The organism is Rhodococcus sp. UFZ-B548 (assembly GCF_903819475.1).
GTDB classification, from domain to species: domain Bacteria; phylum Actinomycetota; class Actinomycetes; order Mycobacteriales; family Mycobacteriaceae; genus Rhodococcus_F; species Rhodococcus_F erythropolis.
Window position 1 is genome coordinate 1 of sequence record NZ_CAIJDS010000040.1, and the last position, 20192, is coordinate 20192.

Annotated in this window: 20 protein-coding genes and 1 tRNA gene; 7 read left to right on the plus strand and 14 right to left on the minus strand. The window is 62.0% G+C overall.

The genetic code is table 11. The annotated features are described in order from the left end of the window. Positions 1 to 269: 269 nt before the first annotated feature. From H7C86_RS26280 to H7C86_RS26305, 6 genes are all read right to left on the minus strand, one after another. Positions 270 to 1286, minus strand: coding sequence for a DUF3631 domain-containing protein (locus H7C86_RS26280; protein WP_182262509.1), 1017 nt, complete (start codon positions 1284 to 1286; stop codon positions 270 to 272). 382 nt (positions 1287 to 1668) lie between these two features. After that, positions 1669 to 2541, minus strand: a complete 873-nt coding sequence (locus H7C86_RS26285) for a bifunctional DNA primase/polymerase (protein ID WP_182262510.1) — start codon at positions 2539 to 2541, stop codon at positions 1669 to 1671. A gap of 122 nt (positions 2542 to 2663) precedes the next feature. Beyond that, the gene (locus H7C86_RS26290; protein WP_182262511.1) at positions 2664 to 2942 is read right to left on the minus strand and encodes a hypothetical protein; all 279 of its coding nucleotides are present in this window, start codon (positions 2940 to 2942) and stop codon (positions 2664 to 2666) included. A gap of 489 nt (positions 2943 to 3431) precedes the next feature. Beyond that, positions 3432 to 3785: a hypothetical protein gene (locus tag H7C86_RS26295; protein ID WP_182262512.1), complete on the minus strand. Its 354-nt coding sequence runs from the start codon at positions 3783 to 3785 to the stop codon at positions 3432 to 3434. Further along, on the minus strand, positions 3782 to 4000 hold the full coding sequence (locus H7C86_RS26300; RefSeq protein ID WP_182262513.1) for a hypothetical protein: 219 nt from the start codon (positions 3998 to 4000) through the stop codon (positions 3782 to 3784). Before H7C86_RS26300 ends, H7C86_RS26295 begins: the two co-directional genes overlap by 4 nt. A gap of 89 nt (positions 4001 to 4089) precedes the next feature. After that, entirely contained in the window at positions 4090 to 4302 is a 213-nt protein-coding gene (locus H7C86_RS26305) for an AlpA family transcriptional regulator (protein ID WP_231915199.1), read from the minus strand. A 114-nt stretch (positions 4303 to 4416) separates the two neighbouring features. Here H7C86_RS26305 and H7C86_RS26310 point away from each other — a divergent pair, with 114 nt between their 5' ends. After that, positions 4417 to 5127, plus strand: coding sequence for a helix-turn-helix domain-containing protein (locus H7C86_RS26310; RefSeq protein ID WP_182262514.1), 711 nt, complete (start codon positions 4417 to 4419; stop codon positions 5125 to 5127). Then, a complete protein-coding gene (locus H7C86_RS26315) occupies positions 5127 to 6254 on the plus strand; it encodes a site-specific integrase (RefSeq protein ID WP_182262515.1) in 1128 nt (375 codons plus the stop codon). The genes H7C86_RS26310 and H7C86_RS26315 overlap by 1 nt, the downstream gene beginning before the upstream one ends. A 44-nt stretch (positions 6255 to 6298) precedes the next feature. Here the strand turns inward: H7C86_RS26315 and H7C86_RS26320 are convergent. After that, positions 6299 to 6372: transfer RNA gene (locus tag H7C86_RS26320), tRNA-Leu, on the minus strand. Between the two features lie 107 nt (positions 6373 to 6479). Here H7C86_RS26320 and H7C86_RS26325 point away from each other — a divergent pair. Both H7C86_RS26325 and H7C86_RS26330 read left to right on the plus strand, forming a co-directional pair. Continuing rightward, positions 6480 to 7097 (plus strand): ANTAR domain-containing response regulator, encoded by a 618-nt coding sequence (locus H7C86_RS26325; RefSeq protein ID WP_003944029.1) that lies wholly within the window; start codon positions 6480 to 6482, stop codon positions 7095 to 7097. A gap of 218 nt (positions 7098 to 7315) precedes the next feature. After that, positions 7316 to 8647 (plus strand): ABC transporter substrate-binding protein, encoded by a 1332-nt coding sequence (locus tag H7C86_RS26330; protein ID WP_003944031.1) that lies wholly within the window; start codon positions 7316 to 7318, stop codon positions 8645 to 8647. Between the two features lie 56 nt (positions 8648 to 8703). Here the strand turns inward: H7C86_RS26330 and H7C86_RS26335 are convergent, their stop codons facing one another. From H7C86_RS26335 to H7C86_RS26350, 4 genes are read right to left on the minus strand one after another with little or no spacing between them, the layout of a single operon-like run. After that, a complete protein-coding gene (locus H7C86_RS26335; protein ID WP_007728720.1) occupies positions 8704 to 9510 on the minus strand; it encodes an ABC transporter ATP-binding protein in 807 nt (268 codons plus the stop codon). Continuing rightward, entirely contained in the window at positions 9507 to 10535 is a 1029-nt protein-coding gene (locus H7C86_RS26340) for an ABC transporter ATP-binding protein (protein ID WP_182262516.1), read from the minus strand. The genes H7C86_RS26335 and H7C86_RS26340 overlap by 4 nt, the downstream gene beginning before the upstream one ends. Then, positions 10528 to 11517, minus strand: a complete 990-nt coding sequence (locus H7C86_RS26345; RefSeq protein WP_003944088.1) for a branched-chain amino acid ABC transporter permease — start codon at positions 11515 to 11517, stop codon at positions 10528 to 10530. The genes H7C86_RS26340 and H7C86_RS26345 overlap by 8 nt, the downstream gene beginning before the upstream one ends. A gap of 5 nt (positions 11518 to 11522) precedes the next feature. Further along, positions 11523 to 12833: a branched-chain amino acid ABC transporter permease gene (locus H7C86_RS26350; protein ID WP_229756989.1), complete on the minus strand. Its 1311-nt coding sequence runs from the start codon at positions 12831 to 12833 to the stop codon at positions 11523 to 11525. A gap of 303 nt (positions 12834 to 13136) precedes the next feature. On the opposite strand from H7C86_RS26350, the gene polA reads away from it, so the two are divergent. Continuing rightward, positions 13137 to 15884, plus strand: coding sequence for a DNA polymerase I (polA, locus tag H7C86_RS26355; RefSeq protein WP_182262517.1), 2748 nt, complete (start codon positions 13137 to 13139; stop codon positions 15882 to 15884). Positions 15885 to 15958: 74 nt separating this feature from the next. On the opposite strand, the gene trxA is transcribed toward polA, so the two are convergent. Both trxA and H7C86_RS26365 read right to left on the minus strand, forming a co-directional pair. Beyond that, the gene (gene trxA, locus H7C86_RS26360; RefSeq protein WP_003944106.1) at positions 15959 to 16330 is read right to left on the minus strand and encodes a thioredoxin; all 372 of its coding nucleotides are present in this window, start codon (positions 16328 to 16330) and stop codon (positions 15959 to 15961) included. 74 nt (positions 16331 to 16404) lie between these two features. Continuing rightward, entirely contained in the window at positions 16405 to 17400 is a 996-nt protein-coding gene (locus H7C86_RS26365; protein WP_182262518.1) for a helix-turn-helix domain-containing protein, read from the minus strand. Positions 17401 to 17613: 213 nt separating this feature from the next. On the opposite strand from H7C86_RS26365, the gene H7C86_RS26370 reads away from it, so the two are divergent. Continuing rightward, positions 17614 to 18543 (plus strand): DMT family transporter, encoded by a 930-nt coding sequence (locus H7C86_RS26370; protein WP_182262519.1) that lies wholly within the window; start codon positions 17614 to 17616, stop codon positions 18541 to 18543. Here the strand turns inward: H7C86_RS26370 and H7C86_RS26375 are convergent. Then, a complete protein-coding gene (locus H7C86_RS26375) occupies positions 18488 to 19063 on the minus strand; it encodes a 2'-5' RNA ligase family protein (protein WP_223257901.1) in 576 nt (191 codons plus the stop codon). The genes H7C86_RS26370 and H7C86_RS26375 overlap by 56 nt on opposite strands. Here H7C86_RS26375 and H7C86_RS26380 point away from each other — a divergent pair. Further along, positions 19029 to 20126, plus strand: coding sequence for an isocitrate/isopropylmalate dehydrogenase family protein (locus H7C86_RS26380; protein WP_021334021.1), 1098 nt, complete (start codon positions 19029 to 19031; stop codon positions 20124 to 20126). The genes H7C86_RS26375 and H7C86_RS26380 overlap by 35 nt on opposite strands. Positions 20127 to 20192: the final 66 nt, after the last annotated feature.

Genomic DNA, 20192 nt, shown 5'->3' on the forward strand with positions numbered 1-20192 from the left:
CGCGGGCGTTCCGACGGTTTCGGTGCCCGTGCGGCGTGGGAACGCCTCCGCTTTGGCTTTCGAGAGCGAGCCGCGAGAGGGCGTTAGTGCATCGACGTCTAGTGCGCTCCCGTCCAGGCGTCCCGCTGGGGACGCTTTGTGCGTCTGGGACGTGTCGTTGGGACGGCTACCCGTCCCGGTCCTCAGTAGTGCTCCGTGGCCGGTCAGAGGGGGTGAGAAACCAAAATGGGACGTATGGGACGGGTTTCCGGGGTTAGACCAAAAGGAGGTCACAGGAACCTGCCGAAGAGGTCCACCAAGTCTGCGACTGCGTAGCCCCGGAGCTGCTTACCGTCCGGGTACATGTTCCGCTTCTTGCTCGAGTGAATCGCGAAGGACTCCCGCAGAATTCGAGTCAAACGGTTGTCGTCCAACTCGTCGGACTTCGATGCCCAACACGGATCGACCGGAGGCAGTTCGACCAACTCGCCCTTCGAGTTCACGAGTGGACGGGTGAAGTCCGGGTGGTCGGGCTGATGCAGGTACGACAGGAGTGTTCGAGTCGGAATCCCTTCCCGCAGTTTCGCGTCGGGGTTCTGCGGATCGTCTGTCGCGAGCAGGTAGACGAATACCGTCCGAAGATCCCGCAATAACAACGTGGCCTCGTTGGCGTATTCCTTCGATTCTTTGCCGACACCGCACAGGTACTCGGCGGCTTCCCGTGTTCGTCTAGGCCACTCGCCCCCGGCAAGGTCCGCGATCCGGAGCAAAAACCGCCACTTCTGTGCGTTGCGACCACCAACAGTGCATTCGACCTCTCGACCGCGAACTGTGCCCGGTTCCATTGCGGCAACGAAGGTGTCGAATCGTCCGCGTACTTCATCCAACAAGCCCTCGTGGTATTCCTCGTCAAACTCTTCTGCGACGGCCTCTTCGGCTGCTGTGCGGGGGAGAAGCGGAATCACGAACCCGCGAGACAGCACCGTTTCCGGAGCGAATTTGCCGTTGCCCGCGATGCAGACCAACCCAAACACGTTATAGACCTTCGGCACGAAGTCGCCTTTGCCCTGAACGGAACGAATGAAGTTGGACGACGCGCCGCGCTTGAAGCCGGAGGTCATGACGGCGCGAAAGACCTCACCACCTTCCGCGTCGAGGTTCGAGTTGTCGGCCTCGTCAATGAAGATCGTCGGGTGTTTCGCGTCGATCAGTCGAAACAGGGCTGCGCCTGTCACGTTGCTAGCGGCGAGGGAGTCTCGAGACATCATCCGGGTGATGTCCTGGACCGTGGTCTTGCCGGAGTTCATGCGAGGAGCGTTCAGAACCAATGGCGGGGCGTAGTTCGACTCGTCAATGAGGTGAGTTGCGGCGACCCACAGAGCGTTGGTGACGTAATGGGCCTCGTGGGTGTAGGTAATCCACCTGCGGATCAGCTTCTCGGTGTCATCGAGAATTGATCCGAGCGGCGCTGAATCAGGGGTCTTTTGGTCTACCCCCCTCGAACCCGTCCCACCCGTCCCATTCGCTTTTTCATATGCTCTGACCTGCGATGGAGCGTTGTCGGAGGTGGGACGGGTACCTGTCCCAGCGGCCGTCCCAGCCGGCGTCGCAGGCGTCACGCACGCTTCCAGTCGGGGGTCGATGATCCTCGGTTTCATGCTGCTGAGGTCGCCCTCGAATTCGCCGAGCTTAGGCATTGAGTGTGCTCCGATCCAGGTTGGAGACCCCATCGACCGGAGGGAGAGAGTCATTTGTATTGGGGTATTGATCCGCAGTCCAGGCCGCGATTCGGTCCACGTCGGCCGGGTCGAGTCCGATTTGTACTGCCATGTCGCGGAGTCGGTTCACGAGGTCAGGCGAGCCGCCATAGTCCCGGTACGCTGCGCCGACGCACCACTGGTAGTAACTGCGGCGTCCGTCGCCTGGCCGCTTAACCGCGAGCAGTCGGACGAGTTGAAGACCAGGTGTTCCCACGGAAGCTCCTCCTGGCCTCGTGACCACGGGAGGACGGGGTTTCGGCTCCGGGCGTTGAATATGCTCCAGCCATTCGGCCGGAAGTTCGGCGATGGGGAGGTCTCGCCACACGCGGTAGATGCGGCCGGATTTGTGGACGGACCCCGGAGCCAGGACATACCCCTTCGAGGTCTTGAGGTCCACGCCCGGAATCGTGGCCAGTAGAGGACGTTCCGATGAGTGCGCGTAATAGTAGTGGCTTCCGCGATTGGTGCGGACGACACGTGTCGGTGGCAACGAGAGGCCGCGCTCGTTCATCCACGGGGCGAGGAGAGCTGCGGAGTCGATGTCCACAACGAGCATTCCCAAGTCCGGACGGAGGCCGATGTTGGCCTTTCCGTAGGTGCGGGTCCACTGTTCGATCTGCGCCCGGTCGGTGGTCGCTTCGTGGGTCCAACGAAACCCCGCGAAGGGGATCTTGTCTCGCGGGACGAGAGGGAAGACGGACCAGCCGTCAGCGGCCAGCGCGAGGGCGTGGTCAGCGAACGGGCCAGCAGGGGGCGCTATGGGGCGGGGTGTTGATTTGGCTTGTTGTGCTGCGGATTTCACTATTGCTCCTCATTTGTTCTGAGGAGCGCGTGTTACGCTGGGGTTGTCGTGTTCAGCGTGTACGTGCGCGCTCCGTTCGCCCCGGTTGCCTGCCAGCAATTGGGGCGGACTGCTGTTCGGGGTCACTGCTCTTTCGGGACGCGTTGACCAGTAGGTAGAGGCAGGATTCCGACTGCTCGGCGATGCCGCGCTTCCATGCTGCGGAGCCGACGACGTTCGCGTTCGACGGCCGCAGTTGCAGGGTCGGCCATGAGCCGTCGCGATCGCTTCTTAGCCCTCTCGCGAGCCTTGGCGCGGACCCACTCCTGATGCTCGGGAGTTCCGGGTTTCGGTCGCTGTACCGGGGCCTCTGCGGCCTCGTCGTGTCTAGGTTCTTGGTTGCTCATAGGAAACGAAATCATGTGATGTCCCTGCCGGAGAAGTATTACTATTTTGGTCGAGGCCAGTCGGAATTGAGGGAGGTCAAGAGGGAGAAAAACACTCGGCGACAACAGATTCCGGAGACGGGTCCTCGTGGGCGCTCGTTGGGATTCCGAGTGAACGAACGCGCCCAGCGGGTACCCGAATGGGGGCGGGGTCCGCTGGGCGCGTCATGGATTACTGGTGTCAGGGGTCACGCGGTCAGAAGACGAGCGCGCCCCAGATCAGCAGGTAGACGAGGAACGCCCACCCGGTCGCCTTCAGCTCGAATCGCTCCTGGGCGGTCATTCGGTGGCCTCCGTAGTGGTCGGCCGATTCCACACTGAGGCGTTGGCGCTCTGCCGCGTCTGTTCAGCGTCTACGAGCTGCTTGGTGAGCAGTTGTACCTTGGCTTGCTGCACTGCAGGAACAACCCTGCGCACCTCGCGGTCGAGCCAGTCGCGTGCCTGGTCGATGGTGTCTTGGACGCTTTAGCTGTCCAAGGTTTCCGCGTCGAACTGCTGGGACACTGCCGGGACCAGCTCGAGAACTTCGGCACCGTAGGTCGAGCTGATGCGGAGCAGTATTCCGTCGGGCGACTGGCTGTTTCGTACGTGGAGCGAGACTCGAACACCTTTGAAATAGACCAACTCGGAAGCGGTTCCGGAGGAGTAACGTTCGTCGATGAGTCGCAGCAGCGCGCCGAGAGCTTCCATCTGCTTAGCGGTGACGCTCGTCTGGTGGCCTCCACTGCTCGGTGTCGTACCGTCTGCCGAACGACGATGCTCGCCGACCGGCCGGGTCGTGTCCCGGCGTTCGGTCCTCTGGCTGGCCGGAATTTTCATGCCGTGGCCTCGGCTTCCTGGTGGCGAGCCATCTCGCGGACAGCAGACTGCAGGCCGTCAATTAGGGAATGGACGTCGTCCACATCACGCATGACAAAACGTGGGCCAGATTGACGGCCAATCGAGACTGATCCATCCGTCGGCGCGAACTTGGCGCGAACGGGGGCGTCGGGGCTTGGTTGCGCGTTCTCGGGGGTGCTTGATTGAATAAGCATGCGTTGATTTCCCTTTCGGTCCGAGCTACGCGCTCGGGTTGGTGGTTGGATTCGCCCCCGGTGTTGGCGCACTGGGGGCGTTTTCGTATTCAGGCCGTCGCGTCGGCGGCCGTTCCCGTACGAATGTCGGAGTCGATGTAGTCCCGCAGGTCCTGGACCGCGTACGCGACTCGATGGCCTAGCTTCCTGAACTTCGGACCTGCGCCTCGATACCGCAGCGCGGCCAGCGCTCCTTCGCTCGTGAGCAGCACGTCGGCTGCCTCCTTCGCTGACAACAATCGTGGAATCTCGGTGGGGCTCACGCTCGTCTCCTATCTCGTGTCGATGAATTTCACTTATTAAGAAGTAACACGAGAATATAGAAGCATCTCGTGCCACCGCGTGTCAAGCGGCGCGACTTCGTATACGGTGAGCGAATGACGACAGACTTAGCCAACGTGATCGGTGTTAACGCAAGAAGGTTGCGCCTGGAAGCAGGGGCGACAATGGAGCAGCTCGCGCGAGCCGTGCGTGCGCGCGGAATGCCTTGGAGCACAGGACGTGTCGGAGACATGGAGGGCGGCCGCATCAACCCAACGATGCCTACGGTTCTTGGCTTGGCAGACGCTCTAGGGGAGGTGACAGGGGGCGCTGTGCGACTGGTGGACCTGGTCGCCACTGATGATTTCGTGGAGCTGACGGGCGGCCTCGCGGTCTCGTCGGCCGCGCTCGCACGAGCCCTGGAAGGTGCGCCCGTCCGGTTCGAGGGCGACGACCGCGCACCCTGGGCGGGCGTCGAGACCGCACAGCAACATGAGGTGCACGAGACGTTGACCGACCGGGCGCGGGCGAACGGGTGGCCGGGGGTTGCCGAGGCGAAGGCGGATCTGAGGGTTACTACGGATGCCGAACTGAACGCGGTCTTCGACGCGGCGGACGGCGCGGCGCTGGCGGACAAGCGCGCAGCTAAGGCATTCGACGTTGAGATGGCGGAGCTGATGGCGGCAGCGCTGCGGCTGTGGGGTCATTCACTCGCCGACGAGCGGGAGCGGCTGGCAGCACTCGAGCCTGACGCGAACAACCAGCGGCGAGGCCAGATTTCACGAGACCTGCGCGCTCAGCTCTCGGCCGCCCTGGAGTCCAAGTAATGGCGACCGTTTCTGAGTATGCGACCAAGGCTGGAACCCGGTACGAGGTCCGCTACCGAACACCGGACCATCAGACGACCCGCAAGCGCGGGTTCAAGACGAAGCGGGACGCGAACGCCTACGCGGCGCGAGTCGAGGTGGACAAGCAGACAGGGGCGTTCGTACTACAGAGCGCAGGGCGAGCGACTATCGGAGAGTTGGGCGTTGAGTGGCTCGGGCGGCAGGCGCACCTCAAGCCCTCGTCTGCCCGCGTCGTGAAATCGGCGTGGGACAACCACGTCCAACCGAAGTGGGGTCAAACCCCGGTTGGGCGCGTCAAGCGGACCCATGTCCAACAATGGGTGGCAGATATGTCGGTGGACAGCGGTCCTGTGACCATCACGCGCTGCTTCGGTGTCCTCGCGTCGATCTTGGATGATGCGGTCGCGGATCGACTGCTAGTGGTCAACCCCGCTCGCGGGGTGAAACTGCCGCGACGGAAACGAGGTGAGCAGACTTACCTGACGATGACGCAACTGCAAGCGTTGGCGGAGCAGGCGGGGGAGCGTCGAGGTCTCGTGTTGCTCCTCGGGTTCGGCGGACTGCGGTTCGGTGAAGCGGCAGGGTTGAGGGTTCGTCACCTGGACCTGTTGCGCCGACGGGTTCGCGTTGTCGAGAACGCGGTCACTGTGGCTGGACGAGTCGAGTTGGGCTCGCCCAAGTCTCACGCCCAACGCACCATTGCGGTACCTCGTTTGGTCGCGGAGGCACTCGCGAGGCAGTGCGAGGGTAAGGGGAGGGATGACATCGTCTTCCCGAACGTGCGAGGCGGCCACATGACGTTGCCCTCGGGGAAGTCGTGGTGGTCCGGTGCGGTGGAACGGTGCCAGGCAGACGACCCAAATTTCCCGCAGATTAGTGTTCACGCGCTGCGCCACACGGCGGCCTCGTTGATGATTGCGGCTGGGGCGAATCCGAAGGCGATCCAAGCTCAGCTAGGACACGCGTCGGCGACGCTGACGATGGACCGGTACGGCCACCTGTTCGCCGACCAACTGGGAGACCTCGCAGACGCCTTGGACGCGGCGGCGGCGGAGTCTGTGTCCAAAGCGTGTCCAGAAGATTCACCGGAAGCCGCTCTAGGATGACCAAAACCCCCTGTCTCCAGGGGGTTTTGATGTTTGTCTCGTTGTGCCCTCGGTGAGACTCGAACTCACACTGGACGGGTTTTGAATCCGTTTCCTCTGCCAATTGGGATACGAGGGCTTGTTGCGATGACTACATTAGAAGATGCGATTTCAATGTCAAACACCGGTACCCTCTAATCGTTCGCGTCTCGTGTCGGGGCGGTTCGATGGAGGAGGATGGTGGCCATGAATTCGCCGCAGCCGCAAGGCAATCAGCTCGCACCCCGTCGTGTTGTCGTCGCTGAAGACGAGGCGTTGATCCGCATGGATCTGGTCGAGATGCTCCGCGAAGAGGGCTACGACGTCGTCGGTGAGGCCGGTGACGGGCAGGTTGCGGTGGAGTTGGCCGAGTCGCTCAAGCCTGATCTGGTCATCATGGACGTGAAGATGCCCAGGAGAGACGGCATCGACGCCGCTTCGGAGATTGCCGCCAAGCGGATCGCTCCTGTTGTCATTCTCACAGCGTTCAGTCAGCGCGAGTTGGTCGAGCGCGCACGCGATGCCGGCGCCATGGCTTACTTGGTCAAGCCGTTCTCGATCAGTGACCTCGTTCCCGCTGTCGAATTGGCGGTCAGTCGTTTCCGCGAGGTGACGGCGCTCGAGCGTGAGGTCGCTGATCTTTCCGACCGGCTCGAAGCACGCAAGCTGATCGAGCGAGCCAAGAGTGTTCTGATGGTTCGCCAAGCGCTCACCGAACCTGAGGCGTTCAAGTGGATTCAGCGCGCCGCGATGGATCGGCGCTCCACGATGAAGGCGGTCGCACAGGTCGTACTGGAAACTCTGGGCGGTGAACCGGACGCTTGAGCAAAGTGTCGGGGTTATCCGGCTGCACTGAGTGGCTGCGTCGACCGTCGAAACGTCGCGCAGCGCTACAGCCGTGTAAACACTGTGCGCCTTCAGATAACAGTCAGGTCACAGGGCTTTCTTGAAGGATCGCGAAACGGTTCCAAGGTCTAGCGTCTGATCCCACAGCGAGCGCCAGTTCGGGTGGCGCGAGCACCGGCTGATCTTAGGAGCGTGGGATGGCTAGACGAACACTTGTGCGTACTGCTGCAGTTCTCGGCGCGGCATCACTGGCACTTGCAGGCTGTAGCTCGGACAAGTCGGATGACTCGTCTTCGAGTGGCTCTACGTCCGGCGCTTCTGCCGCGACGACATCCGTCACGACTGATTGCACCCCGGAGCAGGCCAAAGCCGGCGCCACCCCGTCCACGGAAGCGCTGCGTATCGGCACGCTTCTTCCTGACACCGGCAGCTTGTCGTTCCTCGGGCCGCCGATGGTCGCGGGCACCCAGCTGGGAGTCAACGACGTCAATGCTGCCGGAGGCGTTCTCGGCCAACCGGTCCAGCTGATTCCCGGCGATTCGGGTGACACCACAACGGACACCGCCAACACCACCGTCGACCGCGAATTGGCTGCAGGCACTCAGGTCATCGTCGGCGCCGCGTCGTCTTCGGTCTCGCTCAAGGTGATCGACAAGATCGCCAGCGCAGGCGTCGTGATGTTCTCGCCTGCCAACACCTCGGACCAATTCGTCTGCTACCCCGACAAGGGCATGTACTTCCGCACCGCTCCGACGGACGTACTACAGGCTCAGGCCGTCGCACAGCTCATTTCGGACGACGGTGGTCAGCGCGTAGCGATCATGGCCCTCAACGACCCGTACGGGACGGGTCTGGCGGACAACATCGAAAAGAATCTGATCGATTCGGGCGTCCCCTCCGATCAGATCGAGAAGATCATCTACGACCCGAACGCGCAGTCGTTCAACTCCGAAGTCGATCAAGTCAAGAACTTCAATCCGGATGCAGTGGCATTGGTGGGCTTCGAGGAGTCGGCGAAGATCATCACGCGCATGCACGAAGTGGGCATCGGCCCGTCGGACGGAATGGCGATGTACGGCGTCGACGGCAACATGGGTAACGCGCTCGGCGAATCCGTGGCGAAGCCGTTGCTCGACACCATGCAGGGAACCACGCCCCTGACGGACGTCGGGGCTGCCTTCCAGGATCGTTTGAAGGCTGTGAACCCCTCTCTGATCGACTTCAACTACGCCGGAGAGTCGTACGACGCGGTGGTGATCTCAGCGCTCGCTGCCGAGCAGGCGAAGTCGACGGCCGGTACCGACATCGCAGCCAACATCAACAGCGTCACCGAAGGTGGCACCAAGTGCACGTCCTACGTCGAGTGCCTGCCGTTGGTGAAGGCGGGAACCGACATCGACTACGACGGCATCACCGGTGAGTTGGACTTCAACGATTCGGGAGAACCGTCCATCGGTTCGTACGGAAAGCTCAAGTTCGGCCCTGAGAACACGCTGACCACAGAAGGATTCGTGGTCGTGGGCAAGTAAGCAGCCAACGAGAATGGGCCAGGGTCGAGAGACCCTGGCCCATTCTCGTGTCTGTTCTACTTCTCTTTGCTGCCAGCGAGCGTTCCCAAGTACAACTCGATCACCTTGGGGTCGTTCATCAGATTGGCGCCGGTGTCGGTGTACGCGTTCTTACCCTGATCGAGTACGTAGCCGCGGTCGCAGATCTGAAGGCAGCGGCGCGCGTTCTGCTCGACCATGATGACCGAGACACCCGCAGCATTGATCTTCTTGCAGCGGATGAACACCTCGTCCTGGAACATGGGGGACAGGCCCGCGGACGGTTCGTCGAGCAGCAGCACCGACGGATCCATCATCAGGGCCCGGCCCATCGCGACCATCTGGCGTTCGCCGCCGGAGAGTGCGCCGGCCTTCACCTTTCGTCGTTCACTCAGAAGAGGGAACAGTTCACTCACGAAGGCGAATCGTTCCGCGAATGCCTTGGGCCGCAGATAAATGCCCATTTCGAGGTTTTCTTCGATGGTCAGAGTCTGAAAGACGTTCTGTGTCTGAGGGACGTACCCGACTCCCTTCTGAACGAGGACGTGAGCGGGCGCAGACGTGATGTTGTCCTCGCGTAGGGTGACCGACCCTTCGCGTACCGGTATCAGTCCGAACAGTGATTTCAGGAGTGTCGATTTGCCTGCGCCGTTCGGTCCGATGATCCCGACGATTTCCCCTTCCTTCAGGAAGAAGTTGCATTCACGCAGGATGTTGACGCCGGGAATGTAGCCCGCGACGAGGCTGTCGGCGCGGAGCAGGGCACCTGCTGACAGTCGCTGATGCTCCTCGGCCGTCGCGGCGAACTCTGCAGGCGTCAGTGAACGTGCGTGGTTCTCGCTCATGGCTTCTCGTGCCTTCCGCGCGGTTCCTCGGGACTCGATTCCAGCGTCGCGGCGAGATCGGCCGGAAGGTTGTCGACGTCGGGTTCCGACAGGTCCCCGCCCGACTCGAGGGTTTCGACCTCGGCTTCAGCCAGGGCGGCGGCCAGAACGGCCGTCTCGCCCACCGGATTTCCGTTGTCGTCGAACTCGAGGGCCTGGTCATGGTGGCTGCCCAGATATGCGTCGACGACGGCTGTGTTGGACGAGAGTTCGTCCGGGGTGGATTCGGCGATGACGCTGCCCTGCGCCATGACCACCACCCAATCGCTGATATCTCGGATCACGTCCATGTCGTGCTCGACGAACACGACCGTCATTCCGTCGTCGCGCAATGATTTGATGTGTCCGAGCAGGCTTTGCGTCAGAGCAGGATTGACCCCCGCCATCGGTTCGTCGAGCATCACCACCGAGGGCGAGGTCATGAGTGCGCGAGCCATTTCGAGCAGTTTGCGCTGCCCACCGGAGAGTGAACCGGCGAGGTCGTCTGCCTTGGTGTCGAGTTTGAATCGTGCGAGGAGTTCGTTGGCGCGTTCGGTGATCTCGCGTTCCTGGCCTTTCCAGATCCACGGAACGAGGGATGCAAAAATGCGTTCACCTCGTTGGCCGGTGGCACCGAGACGTACGTTGTCCAGCACGGTGAGTTTGGAGAGCGCCTTGGTCAACTGGAACGTCCGTACCACTCCTTTCCTGGCTACCTGCTGGGGATACATGCGGCCCAGCGATTGACCGTCCATCGACCACGTACCGGTGTCCGGCCGGTCGAATCCGGTGAGGAGGTTGAAGAGCGTCGTTTTTCCGGCACCGTTTGGACCGATCAGACCCGTGATGCACCCTCGTTGAATCTCGAGGTGATCGACGTCGACGGCCTTGAGACCGCCGAACGTCCGCGAGACGTTGTCAGCGACCAGTACCGGGTCGGGTTTCGCCGATCCGGGAAGGTGAGGAACGTCGGCAAAGATCTGTGCTCTGGTATCGGCGTCAAGCATTGAGTTGCACCTCCCGCTTGTTACCCAGTATTCCCTGCGGTCTGAAGACCATCAGGAGAGCAATCATCAATCCGAGCAGGACATATCTGGTGGCCCCGACTTGCTGTTCCGTGAGTGAAAGCAGCGGATTTTCGCCGGAGATCGCCTGACGCAGCAAGGCATCAGGGATGGCGAGGAGGAACCAGAACAACATTGCGCCGACCACCGGGCCGAATACCGTTGCCGCCCCGCCCAGAATCAGTGCGCCGAACGCGAAGAACGTCTGCGCGGTCGAGTAGAAGTCCGGGTTGATGGACTTGGTCTGCAAAGCGTTGAACACACCGGCCAGACCACCGATCACACCGCCGAGAACCAGCGCCTGCATCTTGTACACGAAGACGTTCTTGCCCAACGATCGCGCTGCGTCCTCGTCTTCGCGAACCGCCTTGAGGACGCGCCCCCACGGACTGTGCGTCAACAGGTAGACAAATCCGCACAAGATCAAGACCAGCGTCCACCCCACGACCATCGACCAGAGGTCGTCTCCGTAGAACTTCACGCCGAGAAATGAGTACTGCTTGGCCGAGTCGAAGGGGCTCAGTGCGGTGAACGGGTCTGCGAAACCGAACAGGCCATTGGTGGAACCGGTCACCGAATCCGACGCGGTCGAGCGGAAGATCAGACGCAGGATCTCCGAAGCGGCGATGGTCACGATGGCGAGATAGTCGGCGCGCAGACGCAGCGTCGGGATACCGAGCACGAGCGCGAGGAGCCCGGCTGCGGTAAGTCCGACGAGGATGCCGAGCCACAACGGCTGGTCGTAGGTCACGGTCATGATGCCGACGCCGTAGCCGCCGAGGAGGGCAAAACCGATCTGACCGAAGTTGAGCAGTCCGGCGTAGCCGAAGTGCAGGTTCAGCCCGATTGCCAGCAGTGCGTAGAAGATTGCCGACGGCCCGATCAACTGGGCGAAGGAAACCTGGAAAGCTCCCATGATGTCCATGTTCGTCACCCGATCCTTTGTCTGGATCCGAGGATGCCCTGGGGGCGAACCACGAGGATCACGATCAAGACGAGAAGTCCGCCGATGTATTTGAGATCGGGGTTGATGATGAGCGTCGAGAGTTGGACCAGAAGTCCCACGATGACGCAGCCGAGTAGCGCCCCGTACGCGGTTCCCAGACCACCGAGGGTGATTCCGGCGAACATGAGCAGCAACAGTTTGAAGCCCATTTCCCACTGGACGCGTCCGCCGAGTTCGGAGATACCGAACAGCACACCGCCTAGGGCGGCCAGTCCGCCGCCGAGACCCCAGACGAACATGATCACGCGCTCGACGTTGATACCGGACGAAGCGGCGAGGTCACGATTGTCGGAGACGGCACGCATGGCCTTTCCGATGCGAGTCTTCTGCAGAAGCAGTGCGACGCCGACCAGGACGACAAGACTGACGATCATGACTATCGCGTTGGCGTCGGTCAGTGCGATCGGGCCCCAGTTCTTCTCGACCTGGCCCTGGTAGTCGTCGAACGGTTCGGCGCGGTCGGAGAAGAAGATCAGGATCAAGTAGCGCAATGAAATCGCGAGACCGATCGAGACCACCAATTGCGCGATCAACCCGGTCTTGCGCTTACGCAGTGGTTTCCAGACGATTCCGTTGGTCAGCAGGCCGATGCCGATGCCGACGAAGATCGCGAGGATCGTGGCGGGAATCAGCGGAACGCCGAAGGACGTGTTGATCACCCAGGCAGCAACGGCTCCTAACGTCACCATCTCGCCGTGAGCGAAGTTGGTCAGGCCAGTGGTGCCGTAGATCAGGCTCAAACCCACACCGGCGATCGCGATCACGAGGCCGAACCGCAGACCGTCGACCGTCGTGCGGATCAGCTTCTCGCCGAAGCTGACATTCGAGGCGGTACGTACCTCGCCGAACGAGAAGATCACGGTGTTCGCGCGGCCGGCCACCACCTCGCGTTCGACAGCGGCTTGCACACTGACCCCGTCGGGAAGTGTGTCGGCAACGATCTCGAAGGTGTAGGTGCCCGGTGCCACGGCCAGTTCCCAACGGCCGTTCGATGCCGATTCTCCGGTGGCGACTTCCGTACCGGAAGAATCGAGCGCACGGACGGTGACGCCCTCGAGGCGTGTGCCGCCGTTGTTGAGATTGCCGCTGACGGGGACAGCGTTGTCGGGAACCGGTGCTGTCGGTGTTGCGGGTGCTGTCGGGGTCGGCGGTGTAGGGGAAGTGGTCGGTTCCTGAGCCGAAGCAGTTCCGGCCAGGCTGAGTAATGCGAAGAACGTCAGTAATGCAAAGGCCAGTAGTCGGCTGAGTGTCGCGAGGGTCTGCCGTTTCACTACGGGTGGGGCCACGTACGTCCTCCGAGCGGGTCGGGAATAGCGCGTCTGGACAAAGGTGCCGCGCAGCACAGGGATTGTTTCGTTGCTGCGATTTCCGGACTCTAACGGCTCCGTTCGCTTCAGATGGGGTTCTGAGATTTCCGGGATGTTTCGGTTCCGTATCGAAGGCCGAAGGCTGCATCAATTGTCTGATTCTTGTGTCTGTTCCTGCGTAAACAACGGCGAAGGCGTCGATGTCGGTCGCGATCCCTAGACTGATGAACCGTGAGCCCCGCAACCACAACTCGGTCCAGCACGTCCACCGCTTCAGCCGGCACCACCGGCAAGGCGGACGATCGCCCTCTTCTGATGCTTCTCGACGGGCATTCGTTGGCATTTCGCGCCTTCTATGCGCTGCCTGCAGAGAACTTCAAGACACACAGTGGGCAGGCCACCAACGCGGTGTACGGCTTCACGTCGATGTTGATCAACCTTCTTCGTGACGAGCAGCCCACCCACTTGGCCGCGGCTTTCGACGTGTCGCGTCAGACGTTTCGCGCCGACCTGTTCCCCGAATACAAGGCGCAGCGCGCGAAGGCTCCGGACGAATTCAAGGGCCAGATCGACATCACCAAGGACGTTCTCGGCGCGCTGGGCATCCCGGTCATGGCCGAGGAAGGTTTCGAGGCCGACGACGTGATTGCCACGTTGACCACGCAGGCGGAGGCACTCGGATACCGGGTTCTCGTCGTGACCGGCGACCGCGACTCGCTGCAGCTGGTGACCGACAACGTCACTGTGCTCTACCCGAAGAAGGGTGTCTCGGAGCTCACCCGATTCACGCCGACGGCCGTCGAGGAGAAGTACAGCCTCACTCCGTCGCAGTATCCGGATTTTGCTGCCCTGCGCGGCGACCCGAGTGACAACCTCCCCGGTATCCCCGGCGTCGGCGAGAAAACCGCTACCAAGTGGATCCGTGAGTACGGCGACCTGCAGGGACTGGTAGACAACGTGGACAAGGTCCGCGGCAAGGTAGGCGACTCGCTACGCGAGAACCTTGCAAACGTCCTGCTCAATCGTCAGCTCACCGAGATGGTTCGCGACGTTCCGTTGCTGTACACGCCCGAGCAGTTGGTGTTGGCCCCGTGGGACCGCGAGAAGATTCATGCGTTGTTCGACGATCTCGAGTTCAAGGTTCTCCGCGATCGACTGTTCGCGACCCTGTCGTCGTCCGAGCCCGAAGCAGAGGAAGGGTTCGAGGTCAGCGGCGACGCACTTGCCCCGGGTGCGGTTGCCGCGTGGCTCGACGCCCACGCGCGAACCGGTGAGCGTCACGGCGTCACGGTGCTCGGAACCAGAACTCCGTTTGCCGGCGACGTCACTGCACTCGCGATCGCGGCCTCCGACGGTGAATGTGCATACATCGCGGCGTCGACGGCAACACCGGAAGACGAAGCAGCTCTCGGTGATTGGCTCGCCGATGCATCGCAGCCGAAGGCGCTGCACGAAGCCAAGTGGGCGATCCATGCTCTGCGTGGGCGTGGTTGGACGCTCGGTGGACTGACCAGCGACACTGCTCTGGCCGCATATCTCGTCCGGCCGGGCCAGCGCAGCTTCAATCTCGACGACCTCTCGCTCCGCTACCTCAAGCGTGAACTGCGCGCCGAAACATCCGGCCAGGAACAGCTTTCACTGCTCGACGACACCGAACAGCTCGATGCCGAAGCAGCCGAGACCGCGATGCTCAGCGCTCAGGCCGTTCTCGACTTGGCAGCTGCACTGGACACCGAGTTGGAGTCGATCGAGTCCAAGTCGCTCCTCTCCGACATGGAACTGCCGTTGACGATCGAGCTCGCTCAGATCGAGGCCACCGGCATTGCCGTCGACAGCGCGCATCTGCACGATCTTCAGAGCCGTTTCGCCTCCCAGGTCGCCGACGCCGCAAACTCCGCGTACGAGGTGATCGACAAGCAGATCAACCTGGGTTCGCCGAAGCAGCTGCAGGTGGTTTTGTTCGAAGAACTCGACATGCCCAAGACGAAGAAGACGAAGACGGGCTACACCACCGACGCCGAGGCGTTGCAGGGTCTGTTCGACAAGACAGGACACCCGTTCCTCGAACACCTTCTCGCGCATCGTGATGCGACGCGTATGAAGGTGACCGTCGACGGTCTTCTCAAGGCCGTGGCCGAAGACGGACGCATTCACACGACGTTCAACCAGACGGTCGCCGCGACCGGACGTCTGTCGTCGACCGATCCGAACTTGCAGAACATCCCGGTGCGAAACGACGCGGGGCGCGAGATTCGCGACGGATTCGTAGTCGGGCAGGGGTTCGACGTTCTGCTCACTGCCGACTACAGCCAGATCGAAATGCGCATCATGGCGCACGTGTCAGGCGACGAGGGGCTGATCGAGGCATTCAACACCGGTGAGGACCTGCACAGCTTTGTCGGCTCGCGCGCATTCGGTGTACCGATCGAAGAGGTAACTCCTGAACTGCGTCGCCGGGTCAAGGCGATGTCCTACGGTCTGGCCTACGGGCTCAGTGCCTACGGATTGGCGTCGCAGTTGAAGATTTCGACCGAAGAAGCGAAGCAGCAGATGGATGCGTACTTCGCTCGTTTCGGCGGCGTGCGGGATTACCTCCACGCGGTGGTCGAGCAGGCACGTAAGGACGGCTACACCTCGACGCTCTACGGTCGTCGTCGCTACCTGCCGGACCTCAACAGCGACAACCGTCAGCGTCGTGAGGTGGCCGAACGTGCTGCCCTGAATGCGCCGATCCAGGGCACCGCAGCCGACATCATCAAGGTCGCGATGATCAATGTTCAGAAGGCTCTCGCCGAAGCCGGATTGAAGTCGCGCATGCTGTTGCAGGTGCACGACGAATTGGTGCTCGAAGTGGTCGCCTCCGAGTTGGAGGAAGTCACCGCACTGGTCAAGGACAAGATGGCCACAGCCATCGAGTTGTCGGTACCCCTGGATGTTTCGGTGGGAACCGGTCGAAGCTGGGACAGCGCGGCTCACTGAGTCGGCGTCAAGACAGTCTGGCTACGAAAAGAGCGCGCTCCGAATCGAATTCGATTCGGAGCGCGCTCTTTTCGCTATTCAGCTGATGCGGTCTGCTCTGCGATCTGCTTGCGGACCTCGTCCATGTCGAGTGCCTTGACCTGAGTGACGAGCTCTTCGAGCTGAGCGGCGGGAAGAGCGCCGGCCTGGTTGAACACGAGTACGCCTTCGCGGAAGGCCATGATCGTGGGGATGGAGCGGATGTTGGCGGCCGCTGCGATTCCCTGCTCGGCCTCGGTGTCGACCTTGGCGTGAACGACGTCGGCGTGCTTCTCCGAAGAGGCTTCGAACGTCGGTGCGAACTGGCGGCACGGGCCGCACCAGGAGGCCCAGAAGTCCACGAGGACGACGTCGCTGCCGTTGATCGTTTCGTCGAAGTTCTGCTGGGTGAGTGTCTGGGTGGCCACAGGGGTCCTTTCCATTGTGCGGGCTGTTGGTGTGTGCAACGCCCCGGAACCGCTGATTCTTCCCTGAGCCGATTTCAGCTTGCGTTCTCGGTCGCCCGAAACGTCCGGCGGTAGGCCTGGGGCGTGGTGCAGCGAAGCCGGATGAAGTGCTGGCGAAGCACGGCGCCGCCGCCGAAACCGACGCGTTCCGCGATGACATCGACGGAGAGGTCCGAATTCTCCAGGAGTTGCTGGGCGGCCAGTACTCGCTGATCGCTGAGCCAGCGGGCGGGAGTTGTTCCCGTTTCCGCTTGGAAACGGCGGGCAAATGTGCGAGCGGACATGTTCGCTCGGGCCGCGACCATTCCGACAGTGAGGTCGAGGGCGAGATGCTCCGTCATCCAGTCGAGGAGTGGGGCAAGGGTTGCACTCGGCGTCGAGGTGAGGGGAGTGGCGACGTACTGGGCCTGCCCACCGTCACGGTGGGGTGGCACCACCATCCTTCTCGCGATGCCGTTGGCGACACGAGAACCCTGTTCCTTTCGCACGATGTGCAGGCACAGATCGATTCCTGCCGCGGTGCCTGCGCTGGTGAACACCGGATCTTCGTCCACGTACAACACGTCCGGATCGACCTTGGCTTCCGGATACGTCTGGGCAAGCCTCTCTGCGTGCCGCCAATGCGTCGTGCATCGCCTTCCGTCCAGTAGTCCAGCCGCGCCGAGGACAAACGCTCCGGTGCACAGGCTCGCCACCTTGGCGCCCCGGGCTACGGCCTCGTTGAGTTTGACCAGCAGGGGATCGACACTCGAATCGGGACTCGGTGAGCACATGTACGCGTCGCCGGCGTCGTAGGTTCCGCCGGCGGAAACGACGATGAGGTCGGCGTCGTCGAGAGAATCGAGGTTGTACGGAACATCGATGTTGTAACCGAACCGCGTTCGGATCGGGCCCGGAACTGCGGCGATCAGCGAGAAGTCGTACGTGGGGAGGCCGTCGTCGGATCGGTCGAAGCCGAAGACTTCACATGCCACGCCGAGTTCGAACGCCTCGGTCATCGGCATCAGTGGGACCACCACTTTCGCGAGCATCTTTCGAGTGTGACAGAAAAACGGGAAAGTGGCAGAAAATCGTCCAAGTCTGGCTTTTCTGCCACTACTGCCACGTGGGACATTCCGTCAGGCTGGACACATGGCAATCATCGTCGTCAGCCTCTTGGTCCTACTGGTCCTGAACGTACTAGCTCTTGCCGGCCGAACGCCCGACACTCGTCACGACGTCAGTCCGCACGGAGACTTCACCCTTTGAGGGCAAGTCTGGCCTTTCAATACACCGCAGCTGCGGTGGTGTGGGGAGCCAGTTTCCTCTTCATGAAGATCGGGCTCGAAGGTCTGTCCTTCACGCAGGTAGTTCTGTGGCGCTTGGTCTTCGGTGCGCTCGCGCTGGTTCTCGTGTCAGCGGTCAGCCGGATCGGCCTACCGAGGGAATTTCGTGTCTGGAAGCACCTGGCTTTTCTCGCAGCGACGCAATGCATCGTTCCGTGGCTGCTGTTCAGTTGGGCGGAGCAAAACATGTCCTCGGGACTCGCGAGCATCTACAACGCCACCACGCCACTGATGACTATGGCTGTCTCCCTTGCCTTTCTGCCGGGGGAGACGCTGACGCGATACAAGTCGCTGGGGTTGCTTCTCGGATTCGGTGGGGTGCTGATCGTGTTGGCGCCGTGGAATCTCGGCGTTGGCGGAAGTGTGAGTGCTCAGGTCGCTTGCCTGGGAGCGACTGCGTCGTACGGGATTTCGTTTGTCTACCTCAGGCGTTTCGTGCTTCCTCTCGACGTCGACACTCGTACGGTCGCGCTTGTGCAGATCAGTATCGGTGCTTTCGTGATGGTTCTGGCCTCTCCGGTCGTCGCAAACACGCCGATGCACCTCACGCCGGCAGTTGTCCTGTCGATGATCGCTCTGGGCGCACTGGGGACCGGGCTCGCATTCATCTGGAACACCAACGTCGTTCAGGGGTGGGGGCCGACTGCGGCGTCCACCGTCACTTATCTCAGTCCAGTGGTGGGCGTCGCTCTCGGCGCAATAGTCTTGGACGAAAGCGTTGGCTGGAATCAGCCGGTTGGTGCGCTGGCGGTGATCGCGGGAATCCTGGTGACCCGACGTGCAACCCGCTCTGTCACACCGGCGGTGTCAGTAACCATTCCGTCTTCTGTTCGCCGTCCCAGCGCCTGATCCCGCCGCTGCGTCCTTGAATCACGTCGGTGCCCAGCAGGGCGATGGCTTCACCCAGACGTGCAGGTTCGACGCGTCGGGCGAGCGTCACATGAGGCGTCCACGCGCCGGGCTCGACGTGGGCGGGAAGTGCCGTCGAGCCAACTGTTGACTCGGCTATTTCTCGGTGCAGGTGAAGGAGTGCACGCGAAGGAACAACCGAGCGCGCCAAGACCATCTGCTTGCCGCCGAACACGACGTAGCCACCCAGCCGGACCTCGAAGTCCGGGGCCGAGAAGCGCCGCACCAACAGTTCGTCGATCTCCGCGGGGATCTCACGGGCGACGAACAGCGTGATGTGCGGACGGTTGGACGGGCTGTGATGAGAGGCCTGACTCGGTAATCCGGCGTCGGCGAGAAGCTGCCATTGTGCTCGCACTGCCGACTCACTCACCGGATCGAGGAGCAATTCCACCGACTGGACCATGGTGAGCAATGATTGCCTGATGACAGGTGCGAGCGCAATCGGTACTCCGGCCATGCGGCTGGGACTCATGCACGGCGACGGAATCGGCCACGAAATCGTCCCGGCGACACGGCAGATCGTGGATGCGGCGCTGTCATCGGTTCATGCTCCGCCCGTCGAGTGGGTCGAGCTTCCGCTCGGGAGTACGGCCATCGACACTCACGGCACGCCAATTCCCGACGAAACCATCGATGCGTTGGGGCAGCTGCAAGGATGGATCCTCGGACCCCATGACAGCGCGTCGTATCCCGAGAGGTTTCGCGGACAACTCACCCCCGGCGGCGTCATCCGGAAAAAGTTCGAGTTGTTCGCGAATATCCGACCGGCAGCAGCGTTCCCCGGCGTCAAGGCGATGGTCCCCGACATGGATCTGGTGATCGTCCGCGAGAACACCGAGGGGTTGTACGCGGATCGGAACATGGCAGTCGGCAGCGGCGAATTCATGCCGACGCCAGACATCGCCCTGGCCGTCGGTGTGTTCACCCGCGCTGCATGCGAACGGATCGCACGCACTGCCTTCGCGTTGGCGTCGCGTCGGCGCAATCACGTCACGATCGTCCACAAGGCCAACGTCCTGACACTGACCACCGGCCTCTTCCGCGACGCCTGCAGAACCGTCGCCGCGGAGTACCCCCACGTAGTCGTCGACGACGAGCACGTCGACGCGATGGCGGCGCACCTCGTTCGACGCGGCGGAGACTTCGACGTCGTGGTGACCGAAAACATGTTCGGCGACATTTTGTCGGATCTGGCGGGTGAGCTGTCCGGTTCACTCGGAACCGCGCCGTCGATCAACGCTTCCGAGACGCAGGTCATGGCTCAGGCTGCGCACGGTGCAGCACCCGACATCGCCGGGAAGAACCGGGCGAACCCGACGGCACTGTTCCTCTCGAGTGCGATGATGCTCGACTGGCTCGGTGATGCGCGGGGAGATCGGTTGTTGTCTGCGGCGGCACGCCGCATTTCAGACGCGGTTCGCACGACCATCGCGTCGGGTATCGCGACCGCGGACCTCGGCGGTTTGGCATCGACCAGCGAATTTTCCGAAGTCGTGTACGCACACACTCTGCGTCGCTGATTCTTGTACGACAGGCCGGAATCTTGCGAAGTCGGCGACGGTGGAACTCCTGCCGTAACCTACCGT

What these genes read in the sequence shown, in the direction of transcription:
- H7C86_RS26280 (WP_182262509.1), bottom strand. Translation starts at nt 1,286, where the DNA reads ATGAACTCCGGCAAGACCACGGTCCAGGACATCACCCGGATGATGTCT.
- H7C86_RS26290 (WP_182262511.1), bottom strand. Translation starts at nt 2,942, where the DNA reads ATGATTTCGTTTCCTATGAGCAACCAAGAACCTAGACACGACGAGGCC.
- H7C86_RS26295 (WP_182262512.1), bottom strand. Translation starts at nt 3,785, where the DNA reads ATGAAAATTCCGGCCAGCCAGAGGACCGAACGCCGGGACACGACCCGG.
- H7C86_RS26300 (WP_182262513.1), bottom strand. Translation starts at nt 4,000, where the DNA reads ATGCTTATTCAATCAAGCACCCCCGAGAACGCGCAACCAAGCCCCGAC.
- H7C86_RS26310 (WP_182262514.1), top strand. Translation starts at nt 4,417, where the DNA reads ATGACGACAGACTTAGCCAACGTGATCGGTGTTAACGCAAGAAGGTTG.
- H7C86_RS26315 (WP_182262515.1), top strand. Translation starts at nt 5,127, where the DNA reads ATGGCGACCGTTTCTGAGTATGCGACCAAGGCTGGAACCCGGTACGAG.
- H7C86_RS26325 (WP_003944029.1), top strand. Translation starts at nt 6,480, where the DNA reads ATGAATTCGCCGCAGCCGCAAGGCAATCAGCTCGCACCCCGTCGTGTT.
- H7C86_RS26330 (WP_003944031.1), top strand. Translation starts at nt 7,316, where the DNA reads ATGGCTAGACGAACACTTGTGCGTACTGCTGCAGTTCTCGGCGCGGCA.
- H7C86_RS26335 (WP_007728720.1), bottom strand. Translation starts at nt 9,510, where the DNA reads ATGAGCGAGAACCACGCACGTTCACTGACGCCTGCAGAGTTCGCCGCG.
- H7C86_RS26340 (WP_182262516.1), bottom strand. Translation starts at nt 10,535, where the DNA reads ATGCTTGACGCCGATACCAGAGCACAGATCTTTGCCGACGTTCCTCAC.
- H7C86_RS26345 (WP_003944088.1), bottom strand. Translation starts at nt 11,517, where the DNA reads ATGGACATCATGGGAGCTTTCCAGGTTTCCTTCGCCCAGTTGATCGGG.
- H7C86_RS26365 (WP_182262518.1), bottom strand. Translation starts at nt 17,400, where the DNA reads ATGCTCGCGAAAGTGGTGGTCCCACTGATGCCGATGACCGAGGCGTTC.
- H7C86_RS26380 (WP_021334021.1), top strand. Translation starts at nt 19,029, where the DNA reads ATGACAGGTGCGAGCGCAATCGGTACTCCGGCCATGCGGCTGGGACTC.
- H7C86_RS26375 (WP_223257901.1), bottom strand. Translation starts at nt 19,063, where the DNA reads ATGGCCGGAGTACCGATTGCGCTCGCACCTGTCATCAGGCAATCATTG.